This window comes from Deltaproteobacteria bacterium (genome assembly GCA_016219225.1).
Classification (GTDB): Bacteria; Desulfobacterota; RBG-13-43-22; order RBG-13-43-22; family RBG-13-43-22; genus RBG-13-43-22.
Genome location: JACRBX010000158.1, coordinates 1 through 17,048 on the forward strand (window position 1 = coordinate 1; position 17,048 = coordinate 17,048).

A 17,048-nucleotide genomic window follows, 5' to 3' on the forward strand; every position below is an offset into this window, starting at 1 on the left:
AGCTTCCTGCGAAGGGGTTTTGCTGTTAATCGATGCCGCTCAGGGGGTTCAGGCCCAGACGCTGGCTAATATGTATGCCGCTTTGGAGCAGGACCTGACCATTATCCCGGTCATTAATAAAATCGATCTTCCATCGGCCGATATCGAACGGGTCAAGGAAGAGATCGAAATCGATCTGGGCCTGGATTCCGATTCGGCCTTACTGTGCTCGGCCAAGGAGGGGATCGGGATCGAAGAAATCCTGGAGGCTATTACCGAACGGATTCCGGCGCCCAAAGGCAGCCGGGATGCACCCTTGTCGGCCCTGATCTTTGATGCCCACTATGATCCCTTTCGCGGGACCGTGGTCAGTTGCCGGGTCTTCAATGGATCCGTCCATCCAGGGGACACCATCCGCCTGATGTTTTTTGGAGCCACCTATCTGGTGGAAGAGGTGGGGTTCTTCCGCTTGGTCCGGGAGCCTCGAAAGGAACTTTCGGCCGGCGAGGTGGGCTATCTGATTGCCGGCATCAAAACCGTCAGCGACACCCGGATCGGGGACACCATTACCCTGGATAACCATCCGGCCCCGGCCCCTTTGCACGGGTTCAAGGAAGTCAAGCCGGTGGTCTTTTCCTCCATCTATCCCATTTCTTCCGAGGATTATCAATCCCTGGCCGATGCCCTGGAAAAATACAAACTCAACGACGCGGCCCTGGTCTATCAAAAAGATTCTTCCGCGGCCCTGGGTCAGGGCTTTCGTTGCGGCTTCCTCGGGCTGTTGCATCTGGAAATCGTCCAGGAGCGTTTGGAGCGGGAATTCAACCAGTCCATTATTATGACCGTACCCAGCGTCCAATACCGCTATCATCTCAAAGACGGACAGACGGTGGTGGTTGATAACCCCCAGTATTACCCTGATCCCATGACCATAGAAACCTCTGAAGAACCCTTTATCCGGGCCACGATTTTAATTCCCGATAGCTACCTGGGCAATATCATGTCCCTCTGCCGGGAACGTCGGGGATTGAATCCCCAGATACATTACCCGACACCCGGCCGGGTGGAACTCAAATCCGACCTGCCCCTAGCCGAGGTCATCTACGATTTTTACGACAAACTGAAAAGCCTGACTCGCGGCTATGGCTCTTTTGATTACGAACTGATCGGCTACCGGGAAAGTGACCTGGTGAAATTGGATATCCTGGTTAACGGCGAGAAAGTGGATGCCCTTTCCCTGATGGTCCATCGGGACCGGGCCAGGGTCAGGGCCGTTCAGATCTGCGACCGGCTGAAAGAAGAAATCCCCAGACAGATGTTCAAGATCCCCATCCAGGGGGCCATCGGCGGGGCTATAATCGCCCGATCGACCGTCTCTGCTTTCCGAAAAGACGTGACTGCCAAGTGTTATGGCGGGGACATCACCCGGAAACGAAAACTGTTGGAGAAACAGAAAAAAGGCAAACAGCGGATGAAGATGGTCGGCTCGGTCGAAATCCCTCAGAGCGCCTTTGTGGCCGTATTGAAAACGGACACGGATTGACTTATCAAATCACCCTGCCCTCTGGGGAATTTACAGGTTTAGTTTAGCCTCTTTCAAATCTTTCAAAAATCCCTCTCTCCTCCCTTTTACAAAGGGCGGAGACCAGTGGAAGAGGAAGATTTCCATCAGCCGATGTTCGACCCGGAGGGGGTGTGATGGCCCGAAAAACCGCAGGAAGCGGTAAGGTCGGGAAGCCTGCCATGGTTATCCCGTCGGATGGGATAGAAGGGCTCTTTTCCACGGGTGGCGGCTTTACTGGATCGGGCGCGGTCCAACGTGGTGCGACAGGTCAACAGTGAGATGATGTTAGCCTATTGGCACATCGGGCGAGAAATCGTTCAGGAAATTCAGGGCGGAGATGCGCCTGCCGAATACGGCTTGCAGGTAATAGAACGGCTTTCCGCGAAGCTGACCCAAAGGTATGGGCCTGGTATTCCACCACCAACCTGCGTTACTTTCGAAGTAACCCCACCGGTATCCACAGGAATAATTGGTATCGGCTGCACTGGATCGCCGATAAATCCGGCTCCCAGTGAACCTTATCGTTAAACGGATCAATAAAGAAAAAGGACTCCGGCCATGGTGACCCTCAGGTGGTTTCCAATCTCCTGGATTCAGATCAAGACCAAAGACCTGGTGATTTATGTGGACCCCGCCTATTTGACGACCTACTTTGCCGGTTATCCAAAGCGAATAGAGTTCTCTAAGTGGCCTGACCCCATCGATGGGCTTCCTGAGATGCTGGAACCAGCAGATTACATCCTGATCACTCACCATCACAAAGACCACTGCAAGAAGGTTACGGTGGATAGGCTGAGAAATCGAGACACCGTGATCATTGCCCCAAAAGCCTGCATCAAAGAGTTGGGGCACGGTATTCGGCCGATCGCTCCAGGTGAAACAATCAAGTTCGGAGCCGTAGCAGTCCTGGCTGTCGCCGCCCATAATGTCCCACAAGGGCATTCAACACGAAAGCAACATGCGCCGGGTAACGGTGTCGGGTATGTCATCACGGTTGAAGGCAAGACCATATATCACGCGGGCGATACGGATTTCCTGCCGACAATGGGTAACCTGGGAAACGTCGATGTTGCCTGCCTTCCCATCGGCGGGGTATTCACAATGGACCTATCTGAAGCCGTGGAGGCCGCTATGACGATTAACCCGCGCCTGGTCATTGCCATGCATCGCGGTCAGGCCGATCCAAGAGAATTGCAGCGGCAGCTTGAAAAAGCGCCGTCCATTCAAGTCGCTCCCTTGGGTATTGGCGATCCGGTTCAGTTATCATAGAAAAATTTCCGCACCAACTCAATCCGGTGGACGGAGGTATTCTGATGACCAAGTCAGAATGGCGTTACAAGGAGTTGAGGAATGAATGATTACAGGCTTTCCGATCTGCTTGACTTGACCATCCTCCAGAAGATGGCTGATGCGCATTACCGGGCAGCAGGTATGCCGAGCGGCATCATCGATGCCATTGACGGTTCTATCCTCGTCGGATCCGGCTGGCAAGATATCTGTGTCAAATTCCACCGCGCCGATCCGGTTTCCCTTCAACGCTGCCAGGAGAGTGACAACTACATCAAGGACCGCCTGGTCCAAGGCGAAGCCTGCCACTACAAATGCAAAAATGGCCTCTGGGATATCGGCGTACCCATTGTCGTTGGCGGACGTCATCTGGCGACCATGTTCCTCGGGCAGTTTTTTTATGAAGGCGAGACCCCGGACCGCCAGTTCTTCATCCAACTGGCGCATGAATTTGGGTTTGATGTTGAGGACTATCTTGCGGCCCTCGATCGAGTGCCGGTCTTCAGCCGCGAAAAGGTCGATTACATACTTGAATATAACAAGGCGCTGGTGGATTTTATCACTGACCTTGCAGATCACGCTCTTTTGAAAATCAAAGCGGAGGAGGAAATCAAGCGGCAGGCCGAATTCCTCCAGGGCCTGATCGACGCCATGCCATACCCGGTCTACTACAAAGATCTTCAGGGCCGGTATATCAGTTGCAATCGAACCTTTGAGCAGTTCTTCGGGATTTCGAGAGAGCGGCTTGCCGGCAAGACCGTACACGAGGTTGCCCCGAAGGAACGGGCTGATGAATACCGACGAGCCGATGAAGAGCTTTTCACGCATCCGGGGATGCAGATATACGAGGAATGTATCCAGTCACTCGGCGGGGGCCAACACAATGTCATCTTCCACAAAGCCACGTTTACAGGACGGGACGGAGCGCTTGCCGGCCTCGTTGGCGCGGTAGTCGATATCACCGAGCGCAAACGGGTGGAGAGGGCTCTTGAAGAGAGCGAGGCCAAGACCCGCAGCATCCTGGACAACATCGGCATCGGCGTGGCCCTCATCAGTCCCGAGATGGAGATTCTCGAGCTAAACCACCAGATGCGCGAATGGTTCCCTGGCATCGATCCGGGTCAACACCCCATCTGCTATCGCGCGTTCAACGACCCGCCGCGCGAGGTGATGTGCGACTACTGCCCAACCTACAAAACACTGCAAGACGGCCAGGTCCACAAAGCCACGACACTAACGCCCCAGGCAGATGGCCCACGCAATTACCGCATCGTTTCCTCTCCTATCCTCAACGCCTCAGGCGAGGTTACAGCAGCTATCGAGATAGTCGAGGACATCACCGAGACGCTCTCCCTGGAGTCCCAGTTACAGCAGGCTCAGAAGCTGGAATCTGTCGGCCGCCTGGCCGGCGGTGTGGCCCATGACTTCAACAACATGCTGGGGGTGATCCTCGGCCAAACGGAGTTGGCCATGGGCGAGGTGGACCCGGCCCAGTCTCTCTTTGCCACCCTGCTGGAGATCCGGAAAGCTGCCGAGCGCTCCGCTGATCTGACTCGGCAACTGCTGGCCTTTGCCCGGAAGCAGACCGTCGTCCCCAGGGTACTCGACCTGAACGAGATCTTGGAAGGGATGCTTAGGATGCTGCGGCGTTTAATCGGCGAGGACATCGACCTCGTCTGGGTTCCGGGGAAGAACCTGTGGTCAATCAAGGTGGACCCCTCCCAGATTGACCAAATTTTAGCTAACCTGTGCGTCAACGCCCGGGATGCCATCGCGGGCCTTGGCAAGGTAACCATCGAAACGGAAAACACTACCTTTGACGAGGCCTACTGCGCCGACCATCCAGGGTTTATCCCGGGTGATTTTGTGATGCTGGCTGTCAGTGACGATGGCCACGGCATGGATAAGGATACCCTGGACAAAATTTTCGAGCCGTTTTTTACCACCAAAGAAATTGGCCGGGGAACAGGACTCGGATTGGCTACGGTTTACGGCACGGTAAAGCAAAATAGCGGCTTCATCAACGTTTACAGCGAACCAGGCCATGGGACTACTTTCAAGATCTACCTGCCCAGACACGCGGTCATTTCCGAGCAGATGTCAAAAGAAACTCCAGCCGCTCCCGTAGCGCGGGGGCACGAAACCATCCTGCTGGTGGAAGACGAGCCTGCTATCCTGAACATGACGAGGCAAATGCTGGAGAGATTCGGATATCGGGTGCTATCCGCCTCTACGCCGGGCGAGGCCATCCGTATGGCCAGGGAGCACGCTGGCGAGATCCACTTGCTCATTTCCGACGTTGTCATGCCCGAGATGAACGGCCGGGAACTGGCAAAAAATCTGATCTCTCTCTACCCCGGACTCAAGCGCCTGTTCATGTCCGGCTATACCGCCAACGTCATTGCCCATCACGGCGTGTTGGACGAAGGCATCCATTTCATTCAAAAACCCTTTTCGATACAGGCACTGGCCGTCAAAGTCCGCGAAGCGCTGGATAGCGAACAGTAGGGCAATCAACAGAACGAGCGGTAGAGAACCGGGACTTTATCCTGCCCTGTTCATGAGGATGAAATAGGAGGTAATAAAATAGAAAAAGGTATTGAAATGACATCAAGAGGGAGTATTCTGTAAAATGAGGGTCGTTAAAATTTCGGAAGAGCCCGTTGAGCTCTATAAAATCTTGAAGTTCGAAAATCTGGTCGATAGCGGCGGTGAAGCGAAATATGTGATTTCTGAAGGTCAAGTCATGGTGAATGGAAAGGTCGAAACCAGGAAAAGAAAAAAAATCTTTTCAGGTGATGTCGTTGAATTTGGAAAAAATAGAATGCGTATACAGGTTAAATGAGAACGAAAAAGGGGGGGAAGAACTATTTTCTCCTTGACCCTTGTTCCTCTCCTCTTTTATACTTCTTTAATCCAAGCCTGATTCTTCCACTTTTTTTTTAAGAAATTGAAACCCTATCTCCAGCCCCTAAATTTTATCCTTGGCGCTCCTTCCATGGTCTATGGAGAAGACCTGATCCACAATGTGGAAATCTTATCGGATTTGGTCAAAGACATTGAGATTGTCTTATTCCATACTCCGGAACGCCATAACATCCCTTCAGGCCGGGAAATCGATCGGTTAAGGGAGATCAGGGACCGAAAGGAGATTTCTTTTACGGTCCATTTACCGGCCTCCCTGGAGCCGGCTTCCGAAAGGCAGGACCTGAGGAAGGAATCCCTGGAAATATCCGCTGAGATTGTCGGCCGGTTTTCCGGCCTGGATCCCCGGCATTATATCCTCCATCTGCCTTTTTCCAAACCAACCCTGGTGGCCGTTCCCGGCTCCTATTTCCCCTGGGAACCGACCCCGGAATGGGAGCAATGGAGTCACCGGGCCGGAGAAGCCTTAAAAGGCTTCAACCGGTTATTAAGGAAAAACGGATCGCTGGTGGTTGAAAATATCAACTATTCTCCCCGTTTCCTGGAACCTTTCCTGGGAAATGGACTCTGTGACCTCTGCCTGGATCTGGGGCATCTTTTGTTGGGCCGGGAAGCGGTGCCGGAAGTTTTAACACACTATCTGCCGGTAACCCGGGTTATTCACCTCCATGGGGTGGATGGATACAGAGACCATATAAGCCTGGCCCCGTTGCCTCCGCGGCAATTAAAAGAATGGTTTCAATTGCTAAGGGAAGCGGCGTATCCCGGTGTGATAACCCTGGAGGTTTTTGATCCGAATGATCTGGAAGAGTCTTTGGCTATTATCCGGGGGCTTCTCGAATGAAGGGCCATCACCCTATAGAGCCCAACCCCCATCGCCCCCCGAAAAAGTTAGGGATAAATCCGCAGATTGCAAGTCTTAGAATCTAAAGGAAAAGCTGTTTACTGGTTCCATTCCAAAGAAGAATCTCCCTATTTACTATTCCCAAAAACGTGTATAATATGGTTCATTCAAGGCCTGATCGGTAAGGTAACCCGTCTTCCAGATTCGCCACTTCACCTTAACCTGAACAAGGGGTCGTTTGTGAAGAACGAATTACTCTTGAGCCAACTTGAAGACCTGGCCAATAAGCTGGGAATAACCATCCGCCATTTCAAGTTCATCCGGGATGAATCCTCCGGTCCAGGAGGGCTCTGCCGGATTCGAGGAAAATATGTTTTGTTTATTGACTCCCGGGCAACAACGAAAGAAAAAATATCGGTCACAATGGAGGCCTTAAAGCAGTTCGACCTTGGTGACATTCAAGTAATGCCGGGCATCCGGGATCTTTTGGAAGGATCTTAAGAATAATCTGGAATGGATTTCTTACTAACCTGGAACTTTAGCCATATTAACAACGCTCTTAAGAAATCCAAGATTATAAATACAATTGAAAAACTGGGCTTTATTCCACCTGAAATATGCTCACCAGAGGAATTATTAGGAGGTTAGCATGAAAGATCCTATTGTAGAAGAAGTTAGAAAGGCAAGGCAAGATCATGCAAAAAGATTTAATCATAATCTTTTTGCAATTTGTAAGGATTTAAAAAAAATAGAAAAAGAATCTGGACATAAGATCGTATCGCTGCCATCAAGGCTGCTAACAAAGGCTTCCAACCAAAGTATAACGGATTATTCAAAGTAGGGCACATCCGGAGCTGGCCGACATCGCCGCTTACCTGGAGACTCTGCGGGCCTTGACCAATGCCGCGGCCCAGGACCCGGTCATGTACGGCGACATCGCCGTGCCCAATCCCCTGATCGCCAACATCAGAAAATTAGCTTATCCAAATGAACAGGATCACAAATGCAAATAGAAAACATCCGCATAGATTACTATAAGTGTTTCTATTCCACGACTGATATTAACTTTCAATCTGGATTCAATATTATAATAGGCAATTCGTCTAAAAATCAATTCAGATGGACAACTTAACCGTCTTGATCGAGGTGTTACCGGTGGACTAAGGATATTTATGATATTCAGAATAAAAGAAAGGCCTAATAAACTTCGAGGTAAAGTTTTCCTCCCTTTTCTCCGATATTATTATTAAAGCAGAGGAAAGGATTGTGAAAGCCGCCTGCAACCCATACGGCGGGGCGTCTTACCCTTGATCTCTGGTCCCGATCTAACAGACAAAAGGATAAAATGATGAGCCTAGCCGTTTCCTCCCCGACCCTTCCCCAGTATCTACCCGCGCCGGACAGTAGTCTTAGGTCCTTTCAGGCTTCCCACACCGATCTATCGCTCGTGAGCAGCACCCGGCATCTGGACCTCAACATGGTCACCGCCGAAGGAGACAAGGTGACGCTGTCTCTGGATTCGCGCCTGGCCGCCCTGTCCTCTGCTTCAGAACAGGGACAGGTCAACGACGACGGCCGCCTTGACTTCGAAAGGAGCCGGTTGTCCATCGGGCTTTACCAACGTGAGATGTCCTTTACGGTAGAAGGGGATCTGAACGCTGCCGAACTGCGGGACATAAGGAAGGTGCTGAAGACATTGAATAAAATGATGAATAAATTTGTGAAAGGCGAGCTAAGCACCCTGCAAAAGCAGGCCCTCAGCCTGCAGGGGTTGAACACCGTCGCCGGTCTTGAGGCCGACCTATCCTATAATATCCAGACCCTTGACGCTCGGCAAACGACGGCAACTTATGATAATCAAAGACAACCGGTTGATTTCCGGCCGACGTCCCTGCCTACGGCCGATCCGCCGCCAACCGAATTATTCTTTCTTCGAGGCGGCGAGCGGGACCGGGGCCTTGATGATCCCCATGACCCAATTTAAGGTGGTTTGGGCCACCTGATAATCCCTTCTGGCCTTGGTCAGGTTGCTTTGGGCCAGGGTCAGATTCAACTGGGCGTCGTCTACGTCCAGCCTGGTTTTGACACCGAGCTGATAGCCTTGTTCGGCCATAGAGAGAAGCCGTTGGGCCTGGGACACTGTGCCGGAAAGCCCTTTAACGATTTCACCGGCTTCCCGCACCAGATTGACCGCTTCATGGGTCTGAAGGACTATGGCATCGATCAGCTTGGCCTCCTCGATCTTCAAGGTGGCTAAGTCGCTTTTGGCCCGGGTAATCTTCCCCTGGGTGCGCAATCCGTCAAAAAAAGGAAAGGAGACGAAAAGCCCGGCCGACCAGATGGGGCCCTCGGCCTGACCGGGCTGGTAGTCCTGGCTTTGCCAGCCATATCCGGCCTGCAAATTCAGACGGGGCATGTTCCCGGCCTTGGCCAGGTTCAAGAGTTCTTCGGATATCCCGATCCGGTGTTTAAGATCCGACAATTCCGGACGGTTTTTCCAGGCCTGTGCGATGCTTTCTTCAAAGACCGGGTAGGGGCTGATAGGGGCCGAAAGGCTGCCCTGGGCATCCACTTCCTCATTTTCCAGGCCTAAAAGAAAACGCAATTTATCCCTTAAGATGCGGATCAGATTCTCCGTCCGGATGACCTCGGGCCGGGCATTTTCCACGGCCACTTCGGCCGCCAGGATGTCATAATCGGTGGCTGTTCCGGCTTGATGTTTTTTGCGGGCCTCGTTTGAATGGCGGATCCTTTGTTCCAGGTTCTGGCGGGCCAGGATATACAATTCCTTAGAGAGCAGGACGTCGTAAAAGGCCGAAGAGACCTCCTTCAAGGCCGCCTGTTGATAAAAACGCAATTGGTCGTCGGCGGTTTTTAACCCGACCTTGGCGGCCCGGATAGCCGCTTCCACCTGGCCGAAAGAATAGAGTATCTGGGAAAAACCCACGGTAACGTTCCGGGTCTCCCTCCCCAGGGGAATGGTGCGGAAAAGGGCCTTCTGGCTTTCATCCCAATCCCGGGAGAAACCGGACTGGAGCAAGAATTGGGGCAGGGCCGCCGCCCGTTCTTCCACATAACGCCCTTCCACCTGATTACGATATTCCAGGGCCTTGCGGATATCCTTGTTTTTTTCCATGGCAATCCTAAGTGCCTGATCCAGGGACAGAACGGCGGTTTCTTTTTTGACTTCAGAGGGTTGAGCCAGGGCATTACCCCCTAAAAAAATCATTATTGAAAAAAGAATAGGGCTCCATTTTCTCTTACAGCTTTTTTTCATCGTTAATACTCCTTTTTCAATTCTTCTTCCGGCGTAACCACAAGCTGAAATCATCGAGCAGGGAATAGACCACCGGGACCACCAGCAAGGTCAGGAAGGTGGAGGTAATGAGGCCTCCGATGACGGCCCGGGCCATGGGGGCCCGCATTTCCGCCCCGGCACCCAAAGCCAGGGCCAGGGGCAGCATGCCGAAGATCATGGCCAGGGTGGTCATCATAATGGGCCTCAGCCTGGTCCGGCCGGCGGTAATGATGGCCTCCCGGCGCTCCATCCCACCGGCCCGGAGGACCTTGGCAAAATCCACCAGCAGGATGGCGTTTTTGGTAACCAGTCCCATAAGCATGATCAGGCCGATCAGGGACATGATGTTTATGGTGTCCCCGGTCAGGGAGAGAATACCGGCCATACCTACCAGGGAAAGGGGCAGGGAGAGCATAATGGCCAGAGGATCGATAAAGGATTCAAACTGGGAAGCCAGGATGAGATAGACAAAAAGAACGGCCAGAATCAGGGCCTCGGCCATATAGCCGAAGGATTCCACCATGTCCTCCCCTTCGCCGGAGAAGACTACCTGATAGCCGGGGGCCAGCTTGATATCTTTGATGGCCTCCTTGACCTTGTTCATTGCCGTGCCCAGGGGCAGGTTGTCCAGATTGGCCGATAGGACCACTTCCCTGGACAGATCCTGCCGGTTGATCTCCGAGGGACTGGTACTCCTTTTGTAGGAGACCAGTTCTTCGAGGGGGATCAGAGTCGGATACTGCCCCGGCTTTTGAACGGTCAGGCGCAATTGCCCTACCTGTTCGGGGGCCTGCCGAAGGTCCAGGGGAAGCCGGACCCGGAGATTGACCGCATCCCCATCCTGGTCTTCATAAGTGGAAATGGCCTTTCCGCCCACCAGGGCCCCGACGGTCCGGACGATATTGGCGGTCATCAACCCCGTATCCACGGCCCGCTCCCGATCGATGACCAGGCGGTATTCGGGGATATCCTGCTCCAGAGTTACCTCCAGATCCACAATCCCCGGTATCCGAACCATTTTTTCTTTAACCTTGGCGGCAAATTTTTTAAGCAGGGTAATATCATCCCCCCGTATATTGAGTAGCAGGGGTTTTCGGCTGTCCATTCGGCCGGCTTCCATTATGGATGGGATAATGCCCGGTATTTCCATCATTCGGCGGCGGACCTCTTCCTGTGTCTGGGCCTGGTTCCTGCTCCGTTCCTTTTTATCTTTTAATTTGATATAGATTTTTACATCCCGGACCGTTCCGGTATCCCCGGCTCCGATGGTAGTATAGGTATGTTTGATTTCGGGGATCTTCCCCAAGACGGCCTGGACGGCGGCCACCCGGCCCCGGCTTTCTTCGATAGAGGCCTCCGGTGCGGATTTGAAATCCAATTGGAATTCCCCGGCATCAAAGGTCGGCATGAAAGAACTCTGGAGGCGGAAAAAGAGGGTCAACCCTCCGATAAAGGCAATAAGGGTGATAAAGACCAGGGTCTTGCGGTGGTCCAGTGCCCAGCCGATGACCAGACGATAATAGTCGGCCATTTGATCGAACCAGCGATTGAAGTGATCCAGACCGCGGGCCAGGAAATGGCGTTTCCCCTGGCGTTCGATATCCGGATCAAACCAGCGGGAGGAGAGCATGGGGTCCAGGGTGAAGGAGACGAAGAGGGAAACCAGAACGGCAAAGGTGACGGTGATCCCGAACTGGAAGAAGAAGCGGCCCACAATCCCCTTCATGAAGGCCACGGGTATGAAGACGGCCACGATGGAAAAGGTGGTGGCCAGAACGGCCAGCCCGATCTCGCTGGTCCCCTCCCGGGCGGCCGTAAAATGGTCCTGGCCCTTTTCCAGGTGGCGGACGATATTTTCCCGGACCACTATGGCATCGTCGATCAGAAGGCCGATGGCCAGCGACAGGGCCATAAGGGTCATGACATTCAAGGTCATGCCCATGAAGTTCATGACGATGAAAGAAGAGATGACCGAAATAGGCAGGGTCAGACCGGTAATCACCGTCGAACGCCAGGAATTGAGGAAACAAAAAACAATCAGGACGGTCAGGATCCCGCCCAAAATCAGGGTCTCCTGGACATCATGAATCGAATCCCGGATGAACAGGGAAGCATCCCGGACGATTTCAATAGTTGTTCCGGCCGGCAGTTCCGCCTGGAGTTTGGCAATGGTCTGCTTGACCTTTTCCACCACTCCCACGGTATTGGCCCCGGTCTGTTTGAGGATATCCAGGGATACGGCCGGGATGCCGTTGATCAGGGCCAGGGAGCGCTGTTCCTCGATACCGTCCCGGATCTCGGCCACCTCGCTCAATAAAATAGGCCGGCCGTTGCGTTGGCCGATGACCATGGAATTAAATTGTTCCACCTCTTCCGGTTTCCCGGAAATACGCAGGGTAAATTCGGAACTGTTACGGTTAAGCCGGCCCAGAGGGGTGTTGACATTTTCCGACTGCAGGCCGGCCATGACTTCGTCCACCCCCATGTTCAGGGCCTGGAGACGGATGGGATCGATCAGAACGTTGACCTCCCGCTTGGATTTGCCCACCAGTTCGACCTTGCCCACCCCGGAGATATTTTCAAAACGGCGTTTGACCTTCTTTTCCACCAGGGTGGTCAAGTCCCGGGGAAGGAGCTTTTCCGAGCGAACGGCCAGGGAAACGATGGGCATGGAGGCGATGTCCAGTTTCTGAATGATCGGTTCTTCTATATCCTGGGGCAAGTCTCCCCGGATAGTATTGATCTTGGCCCGTGCCTCCTGGGAGGCCTCGTTGATCTTGACCTCCAGTTGGAACTCCACCACCACCTGGGAAAGGCTCTCCCTGGATATGGAGATGACGTGTTTGGCCCCGGAAATACGGTTGACCACTTCCTCGATCCGCTTGGTTACCTCCCGTTCCACGGTATCCGGCGAGGCCCCCGGGAACTTGGTTACAATCGATAAGACCGGGATCTCCACATCCGGATATAAATCCACGGCCAGACGGCGGTAGGAGAAAATTCCCAGGACCACCAGGGCCAGCATCATCATGGTGGCAAATATGGGCCTTTTTATGGAAAGATTGGACAGGAACATGGCTTAATTCCCTCCGTTCCTTTTGGTGATTCTCACCCGGTCGCCATTCTTGACATTGAATCCTCCCCGGGAGATGACTTCTTCCCCTTTTTCCAGCCCCGCGGCCACTTCCACCCAATCCATGGAAAGGCCGCCGGTTTGTATGGATTTGCGAAGGGCCTGGTCTTTCTGGATCGTGAAGACTTCACCTTTCCGGGTTTCAACATCTAAAGACAAAAGGGCCGACCGGGGGATCTGCAAGACATTCTTACGCTGGCCGGTTATGATCCGCCCTTTGACATAGAGGCCGCCTTTGAGGATTTCCGGATTGTTGGGAACCTCGGCAATGATCTTGATCGACCGGTCGGCCTCGCTTACCGCCGGATTGATAAATTTGATCCGGCCGGAGAAGGTCTTGCCCGGGAAGGCATCGGTGGAAAAGGTCAGAGGTTGCCCCAGACGAAGACGGCCCATTTCTATGGATGGAACGGTAATGGTCAGGTCCAGCAAGTGGTTGTCGACGATTTGAAACATGATCCGCTGCGATCCGGGTTCACCCACCAGGTCCCCCACATTGACGTTGCGCGCCGAGACCACACCGCTCATCGGAGAAGAGACCACTGCTTTGGCCAGACGGGTCTGGGCATGGCTGAGATCCTTTTCAGCGGCCAACAGTTGAGCCCTGGCCGCAGAGATTCGGGCCGTGGCGGCTGACTTTTCAGTCTGGGCATCATCGAGATTCTGCTGGGTGATCAACCCGGCCTCCTTAAGGCTTTTGGCCCGGGCAAACTCGCGTTCAGACCGGTTTCCGGCCACTTCGGCCTGCAGGAGGTTGGCTTTGGCCATTTCAACAGCCGCCTGGGCTTTTTGGACAATGGCCTCTATTTCACGGGAATCGAGTTTCGCCAAGGGGGTCCCTTTTTTAACCCTTACCCACTCTGTTACATAAACCTCCGTAACGATTCCTGTATATTCTGATCTAATGCTGGCGGCGAACTTGGGCGACAGGGATCCAACCACCTCAATCCCTTCTATGAGGTCCTGGGCCTGGACCTGAACCGTCTCTACGGCCATGAGCGGCGGCCCTTGTGTCTTTTCCATGGCCTTGGTTTCATCTTTCCCTTTTGAGCACCCAAAGCAACCTATCCCCAGGATCAATAGAACCGCTCCGACCATCCATCCCCTTTTCATTTTCTATCCCCTTTCATTTTGCTCTCACGACTGGAAATCCCATCGAAGATCAAGTTGAGGACCCGGCCCAATCCCCGGCGGCCCATCCCCAATTCGGGATGCCAGAGTTCAATTTCTATGGCTACATGAGCCGCTCCGATAATGGCCCAGGTCATTTCCAGCGCCTCTCCATTTCGGAATTCTCTTTTCCGAATGCCCTCTTCGACCAGGCCCTTGATCGCCTCATGAAACTTGAAATGAAAGGCGTCGAAGTCAAAAAAAGGGGTGCCTTGAGGAGGTCCGTAATAGATGGAATAACCTATCCGGGCCACCTCAATATGATCCAAAAACAGTCCGAAAACCTGATCAGAAAGGTGAAGCACCCTTTCTTTGACCCCGCCCGATTCTTTTCGGGCCCCATCGAGGAGGGTGTCGAATCGTTCCCAGGCCCCCCGCATGAGTTCCAGATAAATCCCCTCCTTGTTCGGGAAATAATAATAAAGCACCGGCTTGGTCACCCCGGCGGCCTGGACGATTTCCCTGACCGTGGTGGAAGCGTATCCTTTGCGGGCAAATAATTCGGTGGCTCCGGCTAAAAGCCGTTGACGGACCGCCCCGTCGGTTACGGAGCCGGTTTGTTTTTTCTTTCTTGCCATAGATATCCTTTTTTACTTACCGGTAAGTAGACTTTCAGGGCGAATTTGTCAAGGAAAAATTTCCGGTTAAAAAATAATTGGCTAATCTATTGGATTCTGTTAAATTAATACTTCAGCGTATTTTTTTACTAATACGTCCACTTAACCGTCATTCCGGCAGGCTTTAAGCCGGAATCCAGGGACTTTGGTTTTCTCATTTTCTTGAAAAACCTGGATTCCCGATAAAGACATTCGGGAATGACGGGAAAACTGTCGCTGTAACTTACCGGATAAGATGATGAGCACCGGCTGAACGAACTCCTTTCCCATAGCCGGGAGGATATGTTCCCATGATGCCCGATAAAAAATTTAAAGAAGACTTACCCAAGGATATAGAGGGACTTGGCCGGGGGATAGTCGAATGGGAGGCCCTGGAAGATCGATGCCGGGAAGCGGAAGCAGCCCTGCGGGAGGCCGAGGAAAAGTTCCGGGCTATTCCGGAGAATCTCGAAGACGGGTATTATGAAGTCGATTTAAAGGGGACATTTATCTTTTGTAATGAGGCCTATGCCGACATAATCGGGATCCCCAGGGAACAGATCATAGGGAATACCTACAAAAAGGTCGGGAATCATGATTCCCAAATGACCTTGCAAATTTTTAACAATGTTTTCCGGACGGGTATTCCAGTTAAGACCAGTAATCGAACAGTCACCAGACCGGATGGCTCCTGGAGGGAGATAGAGTATTCCATTTCTTTGATTAAAGATGAAAAGTCCCTGCCTGTCGGATTTCGGGGGATTGTTCGAGACGCCACTGAGAGAAAACAGATTGAAGACCATCTTAAAGAACTCAATTCGTTGCTGGAGGCGACCCTGGAATCCACGGCGGATGGGATCCTGGTGGTTGACCGCCAGGGACGGATTGTCCGCTATAATCAAAAATTTGTTGAACTCTGGGCCATACCCGATTCCATACTGGAAACCAGGGATGACAGCCAGGCCCTGGCTCATGTTTTGGCCCAGATCAAAGATCCTGATGGATTTCTGAAAAAGGTAACCGATCTGTACGCCCATCCGGAAGAAGAAAGTTTTGATACCATTGAATTTAATAACGGCAGGATTTTTGAACGCTATTCCAAACCCCAGCGGGTTGACGGGGCCACTATTGGCCGGGTCTGGAGCTTTCGGGATGTTACCCTCCGCCGGCGAGCCGAAGAGACTCTCAAAGAATCGGAAGAAAGGTACCGGATAACGACCGAATATTCCAAAGATGGGATCGCCATGGTCAAAGGAGGGATCCATATCTATGTCAATCAAAGCTTCGCTGAAATATTCGGCTACGAGCGGGCCGATGAGATCATGGGAAAGCCCCTTTTCCAGATGATCCACCCCGATGACCGGGAAAGGGTTCAAGGGATTAATGAAAAAAGACAAAAGGGCGAACCGGTTCCGGAGAAATATGAGTTTAAGGGGATTCGAAAAGACGGTCAGCCGCTATACCTTGAGGTCACGGCCAGAAGGATCGTCTATCAGGGGGAAGCGGTTTCCCTGGTTTTTATGAGGGATGTTACCGAACGGAGACAGACCGAGGAACAACTCCGTACTTTGAGTCTGGTGGACGATCTGACCGGTCTTTATAATCGCCGGGGGTTCCTGACTCTGGCCGAACAGGAATTGAAGATGGCCAACCGGTTGAACCGGGGGGCATTCCTCATTTTTACCGACCTGGATCATATGAAGGAAATTAATGACCATTATGGACACCAGGAAGGGGATCGGGCTTTAATGGCCGTAGCCAATGTCATCAAAGAGACTTATCGTGAGCCGGACATCATCGCCCGCATAGGAGGGGATGAATTTGTCATCCTGGCCCTGGAGGGGGACTCCGAATCCAGTGCCGAGAATCTTTGCGACCGTTTATACCGTAATCTGGAATTTTATAACAACAGCAGAGAGCGAGCTTACGAACTTTCCCTGAGCATAGGCGAGGTCCGTTATGATCCTGAACACCCGACAAACGTTGAAAAACTGATCGCCGAGGCGGACAAACGGATGTACGAACAAAAGAACCAGAAACGGCATCTCAAGTTTGATCGGCACGAAAACCAAACCAAAGAAAATTTTTAGAGTAAGCTTTATAAGCGACTAAAAGGAGAACCCATGAAAATCGCCATCAGCGGAAAAGGCGGGGTAGGCAAGACCACCCTGGCGGCCTTTATTATTAAAGCCTTCAGTGACCGGGGGCATAAAGTTCTGGCTATCGACGCCGACCCGGATGCCAATCTGGCC

The 17,048-nt window shown here is 52.6% G+C and carries 15 protein-coding genes and 1 pseudogene; 12 read left to right on the plus strand and 4 right to left on the minus strand.

The genetic code is table 11. From position 1 onward, the window contains the following. From lepA to HY879_13865, 10 genes and pseudogenes are all read left to right on the plus strand, one after another. A partial coding sequence (lepA, locus tag HY879_13820) for an elongation factor 4 (protein MBI5604420.1) occupies positions 1-1,522 on the plus strand: 1,522 nt, incomplete at its 5' end. Between the two features lie 155 nt (positions 1,523-1,677). Then, the gene (locus HY879_13825) at positions 1,678-1,821 is read left to right on the plus strand and encodes a hypothetical protein (protein MBI5604421.1); all 144 of its coding nucleotides are present in this window, start codon (positions 1,678-1,680) and stop codon (positions 1,819-1,821) included. Further along, positions 1,766-2,058, plus strand: a pseudogene (locus HY879_13830) (hypothetical protein). Before HY879_13825 ends, HY879_13830 begins: the two are co-directional and overlap by 56 nt. Before the next feature lie 43 nt (positions 2,059-2,101). Beyond that, complete coding sequence (locus HY879_13835; GenBank protein MBI5604422.1) at positions 2,102-2,812, plus strand: MBL fold metallo-hydrolase; 711 nt, start codon at positions 2,102-2,104, stop codon at positions 2,810-2,812. Positions 2,813-2,893: 81 nt separating this feature from the next. Further along, on the plus strand, positions 2,894-5,338 hold the full coding sequence (locus HY879_13840; protein MBI5604423.1) for a PocR ligand-binding domain-containing protein: 2,445 nt from the start codon (positions 2,894-2,896) through the stop codon (positions 5,336-5,338). 124 nt (positions 5,339-5,462) lie between these two features. Next, positions 5,463-5,675, plus strand: a complete 213-nt coding sequence (locus HY879_13845; protein ID MBI5604424.1) for an RNA-binding S4 domain-containing protein — start codon at positions 5,463-5,465, stop codon at positions 5,673-5,675. Between the two features lie 153 nt (positions 5,676-5,828). Further along, the gene (locus tag HY879_13850) at positions 5,829-6,599 is read left to right on the plus strand and encodes a sugar phosphate isomerase/epimerase (protein MBI5604425.1); all 771 of its coding nucleotides are present in this window, start codon (positions 5,829-5,831) and stop codon (positions 6,597-6,599) included. A 240-nt stretch (positions 6,600-6,839) separates the two neighbouring features. Continuing rightward, entirely contained in the window at positions 6,840-7,100 is a 261-nt protein-coding gene (locus tag HY879_13855; GenBank protein MBI5604426.1) for a hypothetical protein, read from the plus strand. 148 nt (positions 7,101-7,248) lie between these two features. Then, positions 7,249-7,440 carry a hypothetical protein gene (locus HY879_13860; GenBank protein ID MBI5604427.1) on the plus strand — a complete coding sequence of 64 codons (192 nt, stop codon included), beginning with the start codon at positions 7,249-7,251 and terminating at the stop codon, positions 7,438-7,440. 504 nt (positions 7,441-7,944) lie between these two features. Beyond that, positions 7,945-8,583, plus strand: a complete 639-nt coding sequence (locus tag HY879_13865) for a hypothetical protein (protein ID MBI5604428.1) — start codon at positions 7,945-7,947, stop codon at positions 8,581-8,583. Here HY879_13865 and HY879_13870 read toward each other — a convergent pair. Genes HY879_13870 through HY879_13885 form a run of 4 tightly spaced genes read right to left on the minus strand, consistent with a single transcriptional unit; the run spans position 8,521 to position 14,778 of the window. Continuing rightward, entirely contained in the window at positions 8,521-9,876 is a 1,356-nt protein-coding gene (locus HY879_13870; GenBank protein MBI5604429.1) for a TolC family protein, read from the minus strand. The two genes, HY879_13865 and HY879_13870, sit on opposite strands and share 63 nt — an antisense overlap. Positions 9,877-9,892: 16 nt before the next feature. Further along, entirely contained in the window at positions 9,893-12,973 is a 3,081-nt protein-coding gene (locus HY879_13875) for an efflux RND transporter permease subunit (protein ID MBI5604430.1), read from the minus strand. Positions 12,974-12,976: 3 nt separating this feature from the next. Continuing rightward, a complete protein-coding gene (locus HY879_13880) occupies positions 12,977-14,143 on the minus strand; it encodes an efflux RND transporter periplasmic adaptor subunit (protein ID MBI5604431.1) in 1,167 nt (388 codons plus the stop codon). Next, on the minus strand, positions 14,140-14,778 hold the full coding sequence (locus tag HY879_13885) for a TetR/AcrR family transcriptional regulator (GenBank protein ID MBI5604432.1): 639 nt from the start codon (positions 14,776-14,778) through the stop codon (positions 14,140-14,142). The genes HY879_13880 and HY879_13885 overlap by 4 nt, the downstream gene beginning before the upstream one ends. Positions 14,779-15,107: 329 nt before the next feature. On the opposite strand from HY879_13885, the gene HY879_13890 reads away from it, so the two are divergent. Together HY879_13890 and HY879_13895 are read left to right on the plus strand one after the other, a co-directional pair. After that, positions 15,108-16,886, plus strand: coding sequence for a PAS domain S-box protein (locus HY879_13890; GenBank protein ID MBI5604433.1), 1,779 nt, complete (start codon positions 15,108-15,110; stop codon positions 16,884-16,886). A gap of 33 nt (positions 16,887-16,919) precedes the next feature. Continuing rightward, a partial coding sequence (locus HY879_13895) for an AAA family ATPase (GenBank protein ID MBI5604434.1) occupies positions 16,920-17,048 on the plus strand: 129 nt, incomplete at its 3' end.

Coding starts and splice junctions, on each gene's coding strand:
- HY879_13825 (MBI5604421.1), top strand. CDS start 1,678: ATGGCCCGAAAAACCGCAGGAAGCGGTAAGGTCGGGAAGCCTGCCATG.
- HY879_13835 (MBI5604422.1), top strand. CDS start 2,102: ATGGTGACCCTCAGGTGGTTTCCAATCTCCTGGATTCAGATCAAGACC.
- HY879_13840 (MBI5604423.1), top strand. CDS start 2,894: ATGAATGATTACAGGCTTTCCGATCTGCTTGACTTGACCATCCTCCAG.
- HY879_13845 (MBI5604424.1), top strand. CDS start 5,463: ATGAGGGTCGTTAAAATTTCGGAAGAGCCCGTTGAGCTCTATAAAATC.
- HY879_13850 (MBI5604425.1), top strand. CDS start 5,829: ATGGTCTATGGAGAAGACCTGATCCACAATGTGGAAATCTTATCGGAT.
- HY879_13860 (MBI5604427.1), top strand. CDS start 7,249: ATGAAAGATCCTATTGTAGAAGAAGTTAGAAAGGCAAGGCAAGATCAT.
- HY879_13865 (MBI5604428.1), top strand. CDS start 7,945: ATGATGAGCCTAGCCGTTTCCTCCCCGACCCTTCCCCAGTATCTACCC.
- HY879_13870 (MBI5604429.1), bottom strand. CDS start 9,876: ATGAAAAAAAGCTGTAAGAGAAAATGGAGCCCTATTCTTTTTTCAATA.
- HY879_13875 (MBI5604430.1), bottom strand. CDS start 12,973: ATGTTCCTGTCCAATCTTTCCATAAAAAGGCCCATATTTGCCACCATG.
- HY879_13880 (MBI5604431.1), bottom strand. CDS start 14,143: ATGAAAAGGGGATGGATGGTCGGAGCGGTTCTATTGATCCTGGGGATA.
- HY879_13885 (MBI5604432.1), bottom strand. CDS start 14,778: ATGGCAAGAAAGAAAAAACAAACCGGCTCCGTAACCGACGGGGCGGTC.
- HY879_13890 (MBI5604433.1), top strand. CDS start 15,108: ATGATGCCCGATAAAAAATTTAAAGAAGACTTACCCAAGGATATAGAG.